This window comes from Streptomyces buecherae (assembly GCF_014295035.1).
Taxonomy (GTDB): domain Bacteria; phylum Actinomycetota; class Actinomycetes; order Streptomycetales; family Streptomycetaceae; genus Streptomyces; species Streptomyces youssoufiensis.
In genome coordinates, this window is record NZ_CP060404.1 from 3312107 (window position 1) to 3327475 (window position 15369).

The following is a 15369-nucleotide window of genomic DNA, read 5'->3' on the forward strand; positions in this document are numbered from 1 at the left end:
CGCCCGTCCACAGCCGCGCACGCGATCCGCCGAACCCGTGCACCGTGGGATGTGCAGGCCGCAGGGCCCCAACTCCGCACGGCAGGTGGTGTTCGTCATGTCCGCGTACGACCCTTCCGCAGTCCCCCGCGCCGGCTCGGCGCAGCAGCCGCCGGGCCCCGTGACCGGCCCGCACCACGCACCGGACGCCGCGCCCGGCCTCGGCCGGGCCGCCCCCGCGCCACGCGGATTACCCCTGTTCGAACCGGTGCGGGTGCGCCAGACGCGCTGGCATCGGCTGCACCGGATGCTGCGCAAGCGACGACGCAGGGCGACCCTCACCCTGCTGGCGGTGGCGGCGCTGGCCTCGGCGGTCGCGGCGATCCCCACGGACGACAAGCGCTCCCCCTCCTCGGCTCCCTCCAGCACCCCGTCCGGCGCTCCCCACCCCGGTGACGTGCGCGGTACGCCGTCGGCGTCGTCTTCCCCGGCCCGCCTCGCCGGCCCACCCGACGAGGAGCGCGGGCATCCGAAGGGCGACCTGCGGGTGGCGGCGGTGCGGATCGCCGACGCCGGGGTCGTACGGCTGCTGCGTCGCGGCGACCTCGTGGACGTGCTGGCCACCGCGCCCGACGCCGGCTGGACCGGCCAGCTCGCGGTCGGCCCCGAGCCCGAGCCAGCCGTTGACGCGACCGACGGTGCGGGCGAAACCGACGGGGCGCCTGAAGCCCGCGAGTCGGCCAGGGCCGACGGCGCGCCCCAGGACTGGCCGGCCGAGCGGGAGGCCGCCGCGGATGGCGGCCCGTCCGCCGGCCCGCGCGTGATCGCGCGCGCCGCTCGCGTGGTCGACGTGCCGCCATCGCGCGAGACCGCTCCGGGCGAGGGCGCGCTCGTGGTGCTGTCCGTTCCCCGGGAGACCGCGACGGCCTTGGTCGGCACGGGCCTCGCCGCGCGCCTGGCGGTGGTGCGGCGATGATTCGTGCTCGCGTGCTGTCAACTGGCGGATTCGGGTGGGCGGATTGGACAGCGCTGCCGCACCGTGCCATAAGTTGCGGAATCTGGAAATCCGATAGTGGAAAGAGGCACGGCCGTGAGCAGTTCGGCGACCGACGAGAAGCAGAGCGTCCTGGACGGCTTCAAAGCCTTCCTGATGCGTGGCAACGTCATCGACCTGGCGGTAGCGGTCGTCATCGGTGCCGCGTTCACCAACGTCGTGAACTCCGTGGTGAAGGGCGTCATCAACCCGCTTGTCGGCGCGTTCGGCACCAAGGACCTCGACAGGTACAGCTCCTGCCTCAAGGGCCCGTGCAAGACGAACGAGGCGGGCGACGTGGTCAGCGGCGTACCCATCATGTGGGGCACCGTGCTCAGCGCCACCCTGACGTTCCTGATCACGGCCGCGGTCGTGTACTTCCTGATGGTGCTGCCCATGTCGCGCTACCTGGCGCGGAAGGCGGCCCGGGACAAGCAGGCCGAGGTGGAGCACGCCGAGGCCGAGGCCAGCGAGGTGGAGCTGCTGCGGGAGATCCGCGACGTGCTGGTCGCGCAGCGCGGTGGCCCGGCTCCCGCCGGGCAGATCGACGGGGGTTCGGAGTCGGGGCCGGCGCAGACCGAGCGCTAGCCGCCGCGTTCCGTCGCTGCCGCGCGCCGCTCGGCGAGGTCGGGGACGCCCCTTCGGGGCGGCCGACGGCGGCAGCGGTGAAGCCGCCCCACCGACCCGGGTCCTCTTACAGGTGGTGGGGCGGCTTCTCGTCGAGGAAGCGCGCCAGGTCGGCCGGACCGCCCTCGCCCGTCCTCGGAGTCCGCTCGCCCCACCCCTGGTCCGTATCGTCCGAGGACTGTTGCGCCAACGGGTCGTCGAAGATCAGCGCGGAAGCCGGATCGCGCGGTTCAGAGGCGGGGGCGGTGCTCATGCCCCCAGGGTACGTCCGGCGCACGGCATGCCGCCGAGCATCGCTCCGGTCCCCCGTGCCGGAGCGATGCTCGGCGGCGACCGCGTCGCGGCTGCCGGTCCCCCAACCGGCAGCCGCAGAACGCGGCGGGGCAGGATCACCCGTACCTGCCCCTCTGGTGTGGCCCTCGGTCTACCGAGTGGCGGCCAGCCGCTCGTGCCACCAGTGGTCCCGGCCCGCAACCCAACGGACCGGAAGCCCCAGTCGATGCACGACCAGCACGGTCTCCACCTCGGGACATCCCATCAGCGCCCGGTCGAGCGCGGTCTTCAACCCGTACGCCCGCCCATCCCGTAGCACCCCATCCACGGTGATCAGCACGCGTGCACCGGACTCCCTGATCCGCTCGCGCAGTGCCCCCACCGGTTCCCTCATGGGCAGCGAGACACGGGACGCGTCGAGTCGGCCACAGGCGAGCGTCGTGACGACCGACTCCGGCACCAGGGGCAGCATGACGGCCACCTGGTCACCGGAGCACACGCCAAGCTCGGTCAGCATGCTTGACGCGCGGGTCGCCTGGTCGAGGAGTTGCGTGTGGGTGAACTCCTCGGCCCGCCCCTGCTCGCCGACCCAGCGCAACGCCACCGGTTCCCCCGAGCCACCCGATACGGCCGCCGGCGTGGTCACGGCGGCGGAGAGGGTGGTGGCGGTGGCCTGTGCGGTGGTGTCAGATACGGCGAACATGAGAACAGCGTGGCGGGCTGGCGTTGACGTCCGATCAACGAACGCTATACGCGCACGTCAGAGGCGGTTTTCGGCGGCTATGCAGGCCTCGGACGCCCGGCGGGCGCCCCGTCCACGGCCCGCCGGCGGCTGGCCCGGGCCCGCCCGCGGCCCGCTCGACGCCGCCCGCCACGCTACCTCCGCCGCCCCGTGGCCAAGGCCGCCCGCTCGCCCGACACGCCGCGCCAGACGACCGCGAGCGGAGCCCCCTGCCGCGGCCAGCCGACCCCGCTACCGCCCCGTCGCCACCGCGTACCCGCTCCGCTCCGTCGCCCCACCGGCTCGGTGCGAGCCGCGTGATAGGCATGGCCCCATGGTGGACGCTGACGACGCCGGAACCGGTTCGAGCAACGCGACAGCGGCAGGAGGCGCCCCTCGGCCCGGCCCGCGGAACGCCTTGACGGACGTCCGGGGTATCCGGGTGGGCCACGCCCAGCGACAGGGCGCGGGCTGGCTGAGCGGCACCACCGTCGTGCTCGCCCCGCCGGGCGGCGCGGTGGCCGCGGTGGACGTACGGGGCGGCGGCCCGGGCACCCGGGAGACCGACGCGCTCGATCCGCGGAACCTGGTACAGCGGGTGGAGGCCATCGTCCTGACCGGGGGCAGCGCCTTCGGCCTGGACGCGGCGTCCGGCGTCATGGAGTGGCTCGAGGAGCGGGGCCGCGGATTCCGGGTCGGCCCGCAGCCGGCCCAGGTGGTGCCGGTCGTCCCGGCTGCCGCGCTGTTCGACCTCGGACGCGGCGGCGACTGGCGGGCCCGACCCGACGCGGCACTCGGTCGGGAGGCCGCCGCCGCTGCCCACGGCGAGGACGGGGCGAGCTGCGTGCGCGGCAACGTGGGGGCGGGCACCGGGGCGGTGGCCGGTGGGCTCAAGGGCGGCATCGGCACCGCGAGCGTGGTGCTGCCCTCCGGCGTCACGGTCGCCGCGCTCGTCGCGGTGAACGCGTCGGGCTCTCCGGTCGACCCGACAACGGGCCGCTTGTACGGCACCCTCTTCGGCCCGCACGACCAAGTCGGCGCCGAAGGCGACGGCGGCGATCACCCTAGGGGGCACGGTGTGGCCGCGCTGCCGGTCGGGGCGGTGTCGCGCGAGCGGCACGCCGAGGCCCAGCGACGGCTACGGGAAGCGTGGGAGGAGTCCGAACGGCGCTCGGCCGCTTCCGTACGGCCACCGTTGAACACCACGCTCGCCGTCGTGGCCACGGACGCGACGCTGTCCCGCGCCCAGGCCCAGAAACTGGCGGGCACCGCGCACGACGGGCTGGCCCGCGCCGTGCGGCCGGTGCACCTGCTCTCCGACGGGGACACCGTGTTCGCGCTGGCCACCGGCGAGCGGCCGTTGGTGGGCCGAGCCGCCACCGGGGCGACCACGGGCTCGGCTTCGAGCACGGGCTCGGGCTCGCCTTCGGGTTCGGCCGTGGCCCCGGTTCCGGGCTCGGCCATAGGCCAGACCGGGGACCCGACCTCGGACCCGGCCTTCGGGGTGCACGCGGCGGCGGGGGCGCTCAACGAGGTGCTTGCCGCCGGGGCGGACGTACTGATGCGGGCAGTGGTGGACGCGATACTCGCGGCCGAGAGCGTGGACGGGCCCGGCGGCGTCTTCCCGGCCTACCGGGACCTGTACGCCGCGCCCGCGCCCTGAGCTGGGCTGGGCTGCCTGGCCAGACCGGTGACGCTGCACGACGGGCCCGGTCCACGCGTGCGGGAGGCGGCGCGCGCCGGAAGCGGGGCCGACGCGGGCGGGGCCTGGCTGCGGAGGTGGGAGGGGGCGGGGGGCGGGGGGCGGGGGGCGGGGGGCGGGGGGAAGCCAAGCAGGGCAGAGCCCCGGTGCGGGGGGGAGTGGCACCGGAGCTCTGGTCTTGGGGGTCGCTCGGGCCAGGCGTCGCCTGGCCCGAGCGGCGCGGCGCGGCTAGGCCGCCGCGTCGAAGCCCGTGTCGCGGGCCATCTTCTTCAGTTCGAGCAGGGCGTGCTTCTCGATCTGTCGGATGCGCTCGCGGGTCAGCCCGTGCTGCTTGCCGACCTCGGTCAGGGTGCGCTCGCGGCCGTCCTCCATGCCGTAGCGCGCCTTGATGATCGAGGCGGTGCGTTCGTCGAGCCGGCCGATCAGGTCTTCGAGACCCTCGCGGCGCAGCATCACCAGGACCGACTGCTCCGGGGACTCCGCCGAGGTGTCCTCCAGCAGGTCGCCGAACTGGGTCTCGCCCTCGTCGTCCACCGACATGTTGAGGCTCACCGGGTCGCGGGCCCAGTCGAGCACGTCCGCGACCCGCGCCGGGGTGGAGCCCAGCTCGGCGGCGATCTCCGTGTGTTCCGGATCGCGCCCGTTCTCCCGGTTGAACTCGCGCTGCACCCGACGGATGCGGCCCAACTCCTCGACCAGGTGGACGGGGAGCCGGATGGTACGCGACTGGTCGGCGATGGAGCGCGTGATGGCCTGCCGAATCCACCAGGTCGCGTACGTCGAGAACTTGAAGCCCTTGGCGTAGTCGAACTTCTCCACCGCGCGCACCAGGCCCGCGTTGCCCTCCTGGATCAGGTCGAGGAGCGGCAGGCCACTGCGCGGGTACCGGCGCGCGACCGCTACCACGAGGCGCAGGTTGGAGCGGATGAACACGTCCTTCGCCCGGGCGCCCTCGGCGGCGAGCGCCTCCAGCTCAGCGCGGCTCGCGCCGCCCGCCTCGGCCTCGTCCACCTCGCCGTCCAGGATCTGCTGGGCGTACACCCCAGCCTCGATGGCTTGGGACAGCTCGACTTCCTTGGCCGCGTCGAGCAACGGCGTACGTGCGATCTCGTCCAGGTACATGCCGACCAGGTCGCGGTCGGCGATCTCCCCGCCTACGGCGCGAACGCTGCGTGCCCCGTCAGAGCCGGCGTTGGTGGCCTGACGACGGGCGACGGCACGGGTTGCCATGCGTGCTCCCTTGCGATGAGTCGGTCGCGGGATCGGGCTAGTCGGGATAGAGGGTCTGGACCCTGCAAGTACCCCGTCCGATGGAAACAACGAGCGGAAACCGGACAGAATTCCCAGCCGGCCCCGCAATTTTCGTGATCATGCAGTACCCTGTCCCGCCGCAAGGGAGGCCACATGACAGTGGATCATCGGGAAGTGCAGGTCAGGGCCGGTACCGAAGGCGACCCCGACGCTTGTTCGACTGCTGGCCCGCGCCGCGCCCATGAGACGGCCATCACGTCCGTCGTCGCGTTCCCCGCTCCCGAGCGGCGTCGTTCGCGCCCCCGCTCCCACCCTGTAGACGGCATACGTCGCCGTCTGGTTGCTCAGCCCACCGACCACCCGGCGATGGAAGGCCCAGGTGGCGGCACCGGGCAGGAGTCCGCCCCGCGCGGCCCGGCCGGCCCGCGCCCCACCGGACCCCCCAGGCCGTCGGGGCCCGGCCGCCTACACGAGTAACCAGACTGACCCGTCTCTACCTACCCAACCTCCACCTGCCCAGTCGCTCGCCCACGGAGGACGGGGCGCCCCGCCCAGCCGGCTGAAAGCCGCCGCTCGGCCAGCGGCGAGCAGTCATCGGCCCGCAAGCGGCCGAACCCCGCAAGGCCAACACACACGAAGCCCGCCGCGCTTCCCTCCCCCGCGCTCAGCGCCCCCTCACACGCCCGCGCACCGTGACACCCACTCGGCGCGATCATGGGCATCCGCGCCCCGTACGTCTTCCGTACCCGAGCACGCTGACCAGTCGCCGCGACCGACCACACCACCACATCCGCTCCCCCGCCGTCGCCTGGGCCGCCACGCCCACGCACCACACACCACGCCCACAAAAAAGCCAGGAACCAGGTCGATGGTCGCCGGCCGCAGGGACGAGACGGGGTTGGTCCTCGCGACCGTTCCGGGTCTGGGCGCGGCTGCCTAGCGTGCGCCCATGGACGACACGAGCGGCATCCTCGACGAAGCTCTCGAACGACTGCACAGCACCGGCCCCGAACGTGCGGGCTGGCTGTCCAACCATGCGCCCATGGCGGTGGAGGCGCTGGTCAGGCACGGGCAGTCGGGCACCGTGCACGGCTGGCTCGATTCCTACGGCAGCAAGCTGGAGGACCGGCCGCGCCGCGTCTCTCCGATCACCGAGACCACGTGGCGGCAGGCGCTCGGCGATCCCCGGCACCTCACGGACTGGGCCGACTACTTCGCCCGCCAACTGGCCGAGCGGCCCTGGCGCGAGGTCCTGGCCGTGTGGTGGCCCCGCCTCCTGTCCGGAATCCTCGCCTCCGCCACGCATGGCGTGATCCGGGTGGGGCACGCGGTCCGTACGTTGCTCGACGACGAACAGACCGCGCGCGCCGCACACACACCGCACGCCGCCCCCGGCACCACCACGGGCTCGGCACCCGTACTCACCGTCCCGCACGCCTCACCCGCCCCGAGCGGCCCGCGCCTGACCGAGTTGGCCGAGGCCCTCGGCTACTGGGCCGCCCGCCACCAGCCGCTGCCGGGCGCGGTGGACGGCGGCGGCGCGGCTCCCCCCGCGGCAGCGCTCGCCGCGGCAGCGCCCCCCGCGGTAGCGCTCGCCACGCTCCCCCGCCTGGCGGACCAGAGCGGCGGCATCCGCGACCGGCTGGCCCGCGTCCCCACCGTCCCCGGCTGGCAGCAGGCGGCCGGTGCGCTGCGCGTACCCGGCGACCCCGACCTGGCGTACGAGCAGCTCAGCCGGCTCGTACGGGCCGCCACCCACCGTTACGCCACCCACGGCCACGGCGAACCGGTCATGCTCGTGCACGCCGCCACCGCGCCCAATGCGGTGCTACGTACGCTGCCCGCGCTGCCGCGCGCGCTGTGGGCGCCCTCGCTGCGCGCCGTGTGGCCGCCCGTGGCCGTGCTCATGATGATCTACGGGCCCGCCGCACCCCGCCTCTGTGACGACCGCCCCGCGGAGGGCCACCTCGCGGGCGACCGCGCCACGGGCCGGCGGCCAACCCTCGATGGTCCGGCAGGCCGCGGGCATGACGCCCGACGAGGTGTTCGCGCTGGCCGCGGCGCACGGGGACGAGCACGTGATCAAGTTCGCGGACACCGCCGTGGACGTGGCAGCCGCCGCCCCGGACGGCGACGCCCGCGCGCTCGTGGCGGCCCTGCACGCCCAGTCCATGATCGACGCGCCCCGCTGACTCGCCACCTTGCGCGGCGGGTGAGCCGTACGGGCGGCACGACGTCTTTCCGTCAGGTTCCGCGAGCGCGCACGGGTCGACGGGGCCGCTGTCGATGAGGCCACACCGCCGCAGAACGCCCGCAAGGGGCCCACCGGACGGCCGCCGACGATCGTTCAGCGACACGACGTGGCACTTAAACGAACGTTCTCAGCCAACACGAGCGTCAAGAGAGTCCCTTCCACGCGTGCAGAGATGATCAAAAGGCCGTGCGGGCACCGTCGATTGGTGGACCATGCACTGAGCTGCCCCGGCCACCTGACGTACCGCGCCAGGTGGGCCGGGCTTCACCCTGCGCGCGCCCACACCGGGAGCGCCGGCGTGAGACGGGGTGACCCTCCGTACCGGGAACCGGGTGGCCCGTCACGCTCGGGGAATGGCTGCAACTCGCACTTGTTTAAACTTCAAGAAGAGCTTCCGGAATGAAACAGTGGTTGTCATGACGAGTGGACCCCAGCCCGAGCCGCGCTGGCTCACCGACGAGGAGCAGCAGACCTGGCAGGCGTACATGCACGCCTCGACACTCCTTGAGGACCACCTCGACCGTCAGTTGCAGCGCGACGCCGGCATGCCGCACACCTACTACGCCCTCCTGGTACTCCTCGAACGCGCGCCGCGGCGACGGATGCGGATGACCGAACTGGCGCGGAACGCGAAGATCACCCGCTCGCGCCTCTCGCACGCCGTGTCCCGGCTGGAGAAGTACGGCTGGGTGCGGCGCGAGGACTGCGCCTCCGACAAGCGTGGCCAGAACGCCGTGCTCACCGACGAGGGCTACGAGGTGCTCAGCAAGTCCGCGCCCGGGCACGTCGAGGCGGTCCGTCACGCGATCTTCGATCGCCTCTCGGCCGAACAGGTCAGCCAGCTCGGCGAGATCTGCCGCGCCATCGCCAAGGGCCTCCAGCCCGAGTGTGGCCGCGCCGACCTCCCCTGGCTGCGCTGAACCCCCAGCACCTCGCGCCCGGCGCCTTCACGCTTCAACGCCCCGCGCCCCCGGCGCCTACACGCTCCGACACCCCGCGCAACCACGCGGGGCGCCCCCACACCACCCTCGCCCCCCACCTCCCCACACCGTCACCGGCGCCCCGCGCCCGCCACGTACGCCCACCGCCCGGGATCGGCCGCCGCCAGCACCCGAGCACCCGAGCACCCGCCGACTGCGCTTCGTCGGTCCGGGCTGTTCCGTTCCGCATACGCCGCGGGGCCCCCGCTGTCGGACACTGTCGCCAAACGTGTCCGACGTCGGGGGCCCCGCGCCTGGCTGCCGCGCATCGGGCGCGGCAGCCGCTGTCCATCCACTCCCGCCCGAGCGCCTCGCTCGGCGCCGGTAGGGCGGTGAGTTGGGTCAGTGGGCCATCACCGGCACCGGAACGTCGTCCTCCGCGCCATCGCCGGTGGCGGCGGCACCGTGGCCACTCTGCGGCCCGGTGTTGACGAACGTGAAGGCGATCGCCGAGGCCACGAGGAGGATGACGACGGCCCAGGTGATGGCGGTCGTGTACCCCTCGACGAGGGCCGTGAGCTGCAGGCTCTTGGCCGACGTGGCGCCCTGCGCGTGATCCTTGAAGTACTCGGTCGTGGCGCTGGCCGCGATCGTGTTGAGCAGCGCGGTGCCGATGGCGCCGCCGACCTGCTGCGAGGTGTTCACCATCGCGGAGGCGATACCCGCGTCACGCGGCTGCACGCCGTGCGTCGCCAGGCTCATCGCCGGCATGAACGCGGTACCCATACCCAGGCCGAGCAGCAGCATCGCCGGCAGGATCAGCCCGACGTAGGAGCTCTCGGTGTCGAGCTGGGTGAGCAGCGCCATACCGAGGGCGGCGACCAGGAAGCCGGGGCCCATGAGCAGCCGCGGGGGAACGCGGGTCATCAGGCGGGCGCCGATCTGGGTCGAGCCGGTGATCATCGTGGCGATCATCGGCAGGAACGCGAGGCCGGTCGTGACCGGGCTGTAGTCCTTGACGATCTGCAGGTAGTAGGTAAGGAAGAGGAACAGACCGAACATGCCGATGACCGCGAGGCCCAGCGACATGTAGACGCCGGCACGGTTGCGCTCGGTGAGCACGCGCAGCGGAAGCAGCGGGTTCTTGACCCGGCCCTCGACCACGACGAAGGCGGCGAGCAGCACGACGGCGGCGATGAACAGGCCGATGGTGGCGCCCGCGGTCCAGCCGTCCTCCTCGGCCCGGGTGAAGCCGTAGACCAGCGAAACGAGACCCGTGGTGGCGAGCACCACGCCGGGTATGTCGAGCTTGGAGGGGTTACGGCTGTCGCTGGGCTCGCTGATCACCATGATGGCGCCGGCCACGGCGACGGCGGCGAACGGGATGTTCACGTAGAACGTCCAGCGCCAGTCCATGTACTCGGTGAGCACGCCACCCAGGATCAGGCCGACCGCACCGCCGCCACCGGCGATGGCACCGAAGACGCCGAACGCCTTGGCCCGCTCCTTCGGGTCGGTGAACATGACCGCGAGCAGCGACAGGGCCGCGGGGGCGAGCAGGGCGCCGAACACACCCTGCAGGGCGCGGGCGCCGAGCAGCATGCCGGTGTTGACCGCGGCGCCGCCGAGGGCGGAGGCGGCGGCGAAGCCGAGCAGGCCGATGATGAACGTCTGACGACGTCCCCACAGGTCAGCCAGGCGTCCGCCGAAGAGGAGGAGACCACCGAAGGCGAGGGCGTAGGCGGTGATGACCCACTGCTTGTTGCCCTCGGAAATGTTCAGGGACTCCTGCGCCGAGGGGAGCGCGATGTTCACGATCGTCGCGTCGAGCACGACCATCAGTTGGGCGAGGGCGATGAAGATCAGCGCTTTCCAGCGCCGTGGGTCAGCTTGCTTGGCCATTTCTGGCATGAGTGGGCCTACCTAGCGATACGGGAGTGAAAGATCGGGACTCGGCGGGCCGGTGACGCGGGAGGCATGCAGGGCCCGGATGGTGGCAAGAGCGCGCCTGTGGTGATTGCCGGCGGCGCGACAAGAAGGAGAGAAACGTCAGGTCATGGGCTCAGGTCGTGGGGCGCAGGTCCTCCATGGTTGCTGCCGCGCCGGGAAGTACGGAGCGGGCCGGCGTCGCGAGGCCATCCAGGAACAACTGCAGGTGCCGGTGGACGAACTGATCAAAGTCCACGCAGCTCACCCCGCACTCGGACCCCCGGCCCCGGGGCGTGGCCCCCAGGCCGGGCAGCGGTCGCGTGAGTTGGGTCACGGCGACCATCAGGTCACCGACGTCTATGTCGGTCCGGAGCTGACCGCTCTCCCGGGCATCCCTCATCAGGGCTTCTATGCCGCAGTTGAGGCGGTGTCGAGCGGCGACCAACTCAGGGTGTTCCTTGTCAGCGGTGTGTGACATCAGCGGGCACAGCGCTCCCATCCCAGCGGCCTGGTGTACGAAGCGCCGCAGTGCCTCGAAGGCGTCCGGCTCCTCCACCCTCGCCGCCTCCGCCTGGTCAGCTATGTGATCCATGACGGAGAGCGCGACGTGGTGTATCAGCTCGCCGCGATCCGCGAAGTGCCGGTAGAGCGTGGCATTTCCGACCCCAGCCCGTCGAGCGATTTCATCGAGGGGGACGTCGGCCCCGTGCTCGACGAACACCTCGCGCGCCGCCGCGATGATCCGCTCCCGGTTGCGCAACGCGTCCGCGCGCAGCCGGGGCTGCGAGACCTTCGCGGAGCTGGTGGCGGTCACGGCCGCTCTCCCTTCGATGGCTGGGGGCTCGCGGGCCCCCGCTCGTTACGGTTTCTGCTCTTCTGTCACGCCGATGCGTACTGCTGACGCGCCGCCGCGCGGCCCCGCAGCGACGCTGCTGCGGTGCGGGCGACTGCCGCCGACTTCCGCGGTTCCTCGGTCGTCTGGTGGTGCGACGCGGGCGCCAACGGACGCGCTGCGCGCGCCCTCGGCCCCCGTGTCGCTCCGTCATTTCCCGGCCCCGGGACGATCCTTGGGACCTAGGCCTCAAGTCCTCGTACCGGGGACCCAGTCCCCGTTTATGAAGTCACCCGGTTAAACGGGGAGCCCCTCCCCGGATATTTCGCGCGTCGATGTGAACTGGAACACACGCTCGAAAGGCGGGCTCCTCTCGGCCCCGCACCGCTACGTATCCGCAGGTCACAGGCGTGCCACAGCCCGGGGTGCGGCCCCGAAGAAATCGTTCGCGGTGGAACACAGGGGACCCACGGGGTGTGTGGGGCGTACGAAACGGGCCCGCGTACCGTCTCCGGCGGACCGGGGCGCCACCCCGACCAACGCCCGCCACGTCACACCTCGCCGCCCGTCACGACACCCGAGCGGCGCACAGATCCCGCGCGGACGGGCGTACCCGGCGCGCGGCGCGCTCCCGCGCTCGGGATGGTGGTCGCACAGCGCAGCCACCGCACCCGACCGGCTGCCCCGGCCGCGAAGGCGGGTCCGGCATGCGGCACCAACGGCCAGGCGACAGCAACCCTCCCGAGGACCAGGGCCCCGAGCGAGCCCAAAGCCCCCTATCCGACGGCCCTCGCCCCGGCGCACGCCCCGCGCCCCCCGCCTCGCACCGCCGCGCCCCGCGCAACCCCGCCCAGACATCCCGGGCGCCTCAGACACCCCGTGCACCCCGGCCGCCGCAGACTCCGCGTGGCGCGCAGCCCACCCCGCGCTCCCCCGCCTCCTCCGCGCGCCCCGTCACGCCGCCGCCCCGGGCCCGGAAGACCACCCACCCGGGGCACATACCCGCAGGTCAGGCCCGAATACGAGACCGCAGGACGCCCCGTGTCGCGCTCGTCGCAGCCGCCGCGTTCGTCGCCCTCATACCGGTGGCGCCCACGACCACCGACGACCCGACCGCCGCGCCCCCGGACCACCCACCGGCCCCGGCCGAGTGGGACAGCACCGCCCCCGACCAGGCCGACGCCCGGTCACACGAGAGCGGAACGGGTGACGGCCTCGCCGGGCGCCGCGACGAGCGGCCGACAGGCGGGGACGCGGACGGGAACGGAAACGGGGTCGGGAACGGGGACGGCGCAACGACCCGGACCGGACCCGACGGCGGCACCACGGGGCGCGGCGAGACGGGCCGGCGCCCCGATGGCCAGGACGACTCCGAAGCCAACGCCTCCGACGCCGCCGACCTCCCCTGCGCCCTGCCGACCCACGGCGACGCCCACCTGTCCGAAGGCATACCGACCAAGGACGGCTACGCGCGCAGCACCGACACGGTGCACGCGCTCACCCTCATGATCGACTTCCCGGACACACCCGGCGAGGGCACGGCACGACAGCGGTTCGCGGAGTTCTTTCCGCAGACCTCCCGCTGGTTCACCCGAGGTTCGTACGGGCGGCTCGACTACCGGCCCGCCACGCCGATCCGCCACTGGCTCCGGATGCCGCGCCCCTTCACCGCGTACGGCATCGACCGCGGCAGCCCGTACGAGCCCGGCTATCAGCGGCTGCTCAAGGACATCGTGGCCGCGGCCGACAAGCGCGTGGACTTCGGGCGGTACGACCTGGTCAACGTCCTGGTCACGCCGAACGCGGGGCCGCCGGCGACGCACACGGTGCTCTCGGTGACGTTCGCGGACAACGATCGCGCGCCGCGCGCCGACGGCGTGCGCCTGTCCAATGTCTCGTTCGTCTACAGCCGCCAGGACGACGGCACCGGCACCCTGCGCGAGACCGGTTACCGAGTGCTGCCGCACGAGAACAACCACTCCTTCGGCCTGCCCGACCTCTACACCGCGTCGGGCGCGGGCCGGGCCGGGCACTGGGACCTGATGTCGGAGGACTGGGGGGCCAACAACGACATACTCGGCTGGCACAAGTGGAAGCTGGGCTGGCTCGGCGCGCGGCAGGTCGCGTGCGCTACCGAGAGTCCCGACGCGACCGCCCGAGCCGGAATATCCCGGCACACCCTGACCCCGCTCGCCCGCCCCGGCGGCACGAAGGTGGTCTTCCTCCCCGTGTCGCGACGTGGCGGGTACGCCATGGAGGCGCGGACGCGCGGGGGCAACGACGCCGCCGTGTGCAGACCGGGCGTCCTCATCTACTGGGTCGACGTCCACAAGGACTCGGGACAGGGCCCGGTCACCGTCATGGACAGCACGCGCGGAACCGGCCCGCGCCGCCCCCACCGGCCCAACGGGGCCGCACCCCCACCCAACGGGCCGACCACCTCGCGCTCGGCGACCACCCCCGGCACCGCGTCGACCTCCGACACCCCACACCAGCAACCACCTTCGCCTCACCACCCCCACACCCACCACCACCGCGGAGCCGCCCGCCCCTGGAGCGCCCCGACCGCCGGCGCGCAGGGCTGCACCCGGCTCCCCAACGTGCACGCCGGCCTCAGCGACGCGACGTTCACGCCGGGTCAGACCTTTACCGACAACCGGCACGGCGTACGCGTCAGCATCACCGTCACCGACCGCACCCGCGGTGGCGACTACACCATCAGAATCACCCGCCGCGGCGCGGCAAGCTGAGCCACAGCAACCACGCGCCGCGCATCACGCATCACGCCAGTGCTGCCGTCCCAGGCTGATGATGCGCAGTTGGCTGCGGGCGGTGGCGGCGATCCTGGCCTCCGCGGCCGACGCCGCGCGATCGGCCGCAGCGGGGTCTTCCGAGGCGGAAGCGTCCGCGACGGCGGAGCGATCCGGGGCCGCCTCAAGGAACGCCGCGGCGGTCATCACCATGTGGTCCACGTACAGCTCGGCCAGCATCCGAATGTCCTCGGCGCTCCAACCGTCCGCCTCCAGTTGGAGGGCGAACGCGGCGGCCACCTCGTCGACGAAGCGGCCCAACTCCGCCGCGATGGCCTCGCGTACGGGGCGTACCCCGCCGTGCCGCTCGCGCGCGATGAACCGTACGTGGGCCGGGTACGCGCGCACGTGGCGCGCGACCGCGTCGACGGTGCCCTCGATCCGCTCCTCGTCGCCGTTCTGCTCGGCGAGTATGGCGCGGATCATGACGTGCAGGCTGCCCAACGCCTCCTCGACCAGCGCCACTCCGAGGTCGGCCATGTCCCGGAAGTGCCGGTAGAAGGCGGCCGGGGCCACACCCACCAGTCGGGTCACCTCGCGCAGGCCGAGGCTGCTCAGACTCTGCTCCTCAAGCAGCCGCAGCCCCGCGTCCAGGAGTGCCTGCCGGGTCTTCTGCTTCTGGGCCTGCCTGACCCCGACCGTGTGACTCATGTCATTCAGTAAACAGCCGTTCTCTCACTTTGGCCACCGTACACTGGAGTCAGTGAACAGTCGTCATTCCAAGTGTTCACTGAACCGTAGTGCGCGCTTTCACCGACCGCACATCGGCCTCGTCGGTCACACCGACCGCGCTCATCGCCCCCTGACCAGCGACCCCGACCCCCGATACCGACACCGAGCGAGAAAGGCCATCCGATGCTCTTCCTCGTCGCACTCTTCCTCCTCATGAGCCTCGTGGTCGGCGCGGCAGCCCACACCTCGCTGCCGGTCTTCCTCGTCGCGGCCACCGTCATCGCCGGCTGGCTGCTCGCCTTCTCCCTCCGCGAACGCCACACGCGCACCAGGCAGCACTGACCGCCCCTGAAGCGAGAGGAGTTC

At 72.7% G+C, this 15369-nt stretch carries 13 protein-coding genes; 7 read left to right on the plus strand and 6 right to left on the minus strand.

The features are described from left to right. Positions 1 to 97 precede the first annotated feature (97 nt). Together H7H31_RS12370 and mscL are read left to right on the plus strand one after the other, a co-directional pair. Entirely contained in the window at positions 98 to 955 is an 858-nt protein-coding gene (locus tag H7H31_RS12370; protein ID WP_187060498.1) for a hypothetical protein, read from the plus strand. Between the two features lie 114 nt (positions 956 to 1069). Continuing rightward, positions 1070 to 1600, plus strand: a complete 531-nt coding sequence (gene mscL / locus H7H31_RS12375) for a large conductance mechanosensitive channel protein MscL (protein ID WP_269475448.1) — start codon at positions 1070 to 1072, stop codon at positions 1598 to 1600. 106 nt (positions 1601 to 1706) lie between these two features. Here mscL and H7H31_RS12380 read toward each other — a convergent pair whose 3' ends face one another. Further along, a complete protein-coding gene (locus tag H7H31_RS12380) occupies positions 1707 to 1892 on the minus strand; it encodes a hypothetical protein (protein WP_187060499.1) in 186 nt (61 codons plus the stop codon). 171 nt (positions 1893 to 2063) lie between these two features. Then, positions 2064 to 2615 carry an AMP-binding protein gene (locus H7H31_RS12385; RefSeq protein ID WP_187060500.1) on the minus strand — a complete coding sequence of 184 codons (552 nt, stop codon included), beginning with the start codon at positions 2613 to 2615 and terminating at the stop codon, positions 2064 to 2066. Between the two features lie 352 nt (positions 2616 to 2967). Between H7H31_RS12385 and H7H31_RS12390 the strand changes: the two genes are divergently transcribed. Further along, on the plus strand, positions 2968 to 4296 hold the full coding sequence (locus H7H31_RS12390) for a P1 family peptidase (RefSeq protein ID WP_187060501.1): 1329 nt from the start codon (positions 2968 to 2970) through the stop codon (positions 4294 to 4296). Between the two features lie 267 nt (positions 4297 to 4563). Here the strand turns inward: H7H31_RS12390 and H7H31_RS12395 are convergent, their stop codons facing one another. Then, entirely contained in the window at positions 4564 to 5565 is a 1002-nt protein-coding gene (locus H7H31_RS12395) for a sigma-70 family RNA polymerase sigma factor (protein WP_187060182.1), read from the minus strand. 970 nt (positions 5566 to 6535) lie between these two features. On the opposite strand from H7H31_RS12395, the gene H7H31_RS12400 reads away from it, so the two are divergent. Both H7H31_RS12400 and H7H31_RS12405 read left to right on the plus strand, forming a co-directional pair. Continuing rightward, positions 6536 to 7876 (plus strand): questin oxidase family protein, encoded by a 1341-nt coding sequence (locus H7H31_RS12400; protein WP_308284261.1) that lies wholly within the window; start codon positions 6536 to 6538, stop codon positions 7874 to 7876. Between the two features lie 380 nt (positions 7877 to 8256). After that, on the plus strand, positions 8257 to 8760 hold the full coding sequence (locus H7H31_RS12405) for a MarR family winged helix-turn-helix transcriptional regulator (protein WP_176163636.1): 504 nt from the start codon (positions 8257 to 8259) through the stop codon (positions 8758 to 8760). Between the two features lie 402 nt (positions 8761 to 9162). Here H7H31_RS12405 and H7H31_RS12410 read toward each other — a convergent pair whose 3' ends face one another. Continuing rightward, positions 9163 to 10671: an MFS transporter gene (locus tag H7H31_RS12410; RefSeq protein WP_187059957.1), complete on the minus strand. Its 1509-nt coding sequence runs from the start codon at positions 10669 to 10671 to the stop codon at positions 9163 to 9165. A gap of 151 nt (positions 10672 to 10822) precedes the next feature. Further along, complete coding sequence (locus H7H31_RS12415) at positions 10823 to 11503, minus strand: TetR/AcrR family transcriptional regulator (RefSeq protein WP_176163634.1); 681 nt, start codon at positions 11501 to 11503, stop codon at positions 10823 to 10825. A 1430-nt stretch (positions 11504 to 12933) separates the two neighbouring features. On the opposite strand from H7H31_RS12415, the gene H7H31_RS12420 reads away from it, so the two are divergent. Then, complete coding sequence (locus H7H31_RS12420) at positions 12934 to 14271, plus strand: M6 family metalloprotease domain-containing protein (protein WP_232110290.1); 1338 nt, start codon at positions 12934 to 12936, stop codon at positions 14269 to 14271. Between the two features lie 24 nt (positions 14272 to 14295). Here the strand turns inward: H7H31_RS12420 and H7H31_RS12425 are convergent, their stop codons facing one another. Then, positions 14296 to 14982 (minus strand): TetR family transcriptional regulator, encoded by a 687-nt coding sequence (locus H7H31_RS12425; protein WP_187059597.1) that lies wholly within the window; start codon positions 14980 to 14982, stop codon positions 14296 to 14298. A gap of 204 nt (positions 14983 to 15186) precedes the next feature. Here H7H31_RS12425 and H7H31_RS12430 point away from each other — a divergent pair, with 204 nt between their 5' ends. Next, a complete protein-coding gene (locus tag H7H31_RS12430; RefSeq protein WP_187059598.1) occupies positions 15187 to 15345 on the plus strand; it encodes a hypothetical protein in 159 nt (52 codons plus the stop codon). The last annotated feature ends 24 nt before the right edge of the window (positions 15346 to 15369 follow it).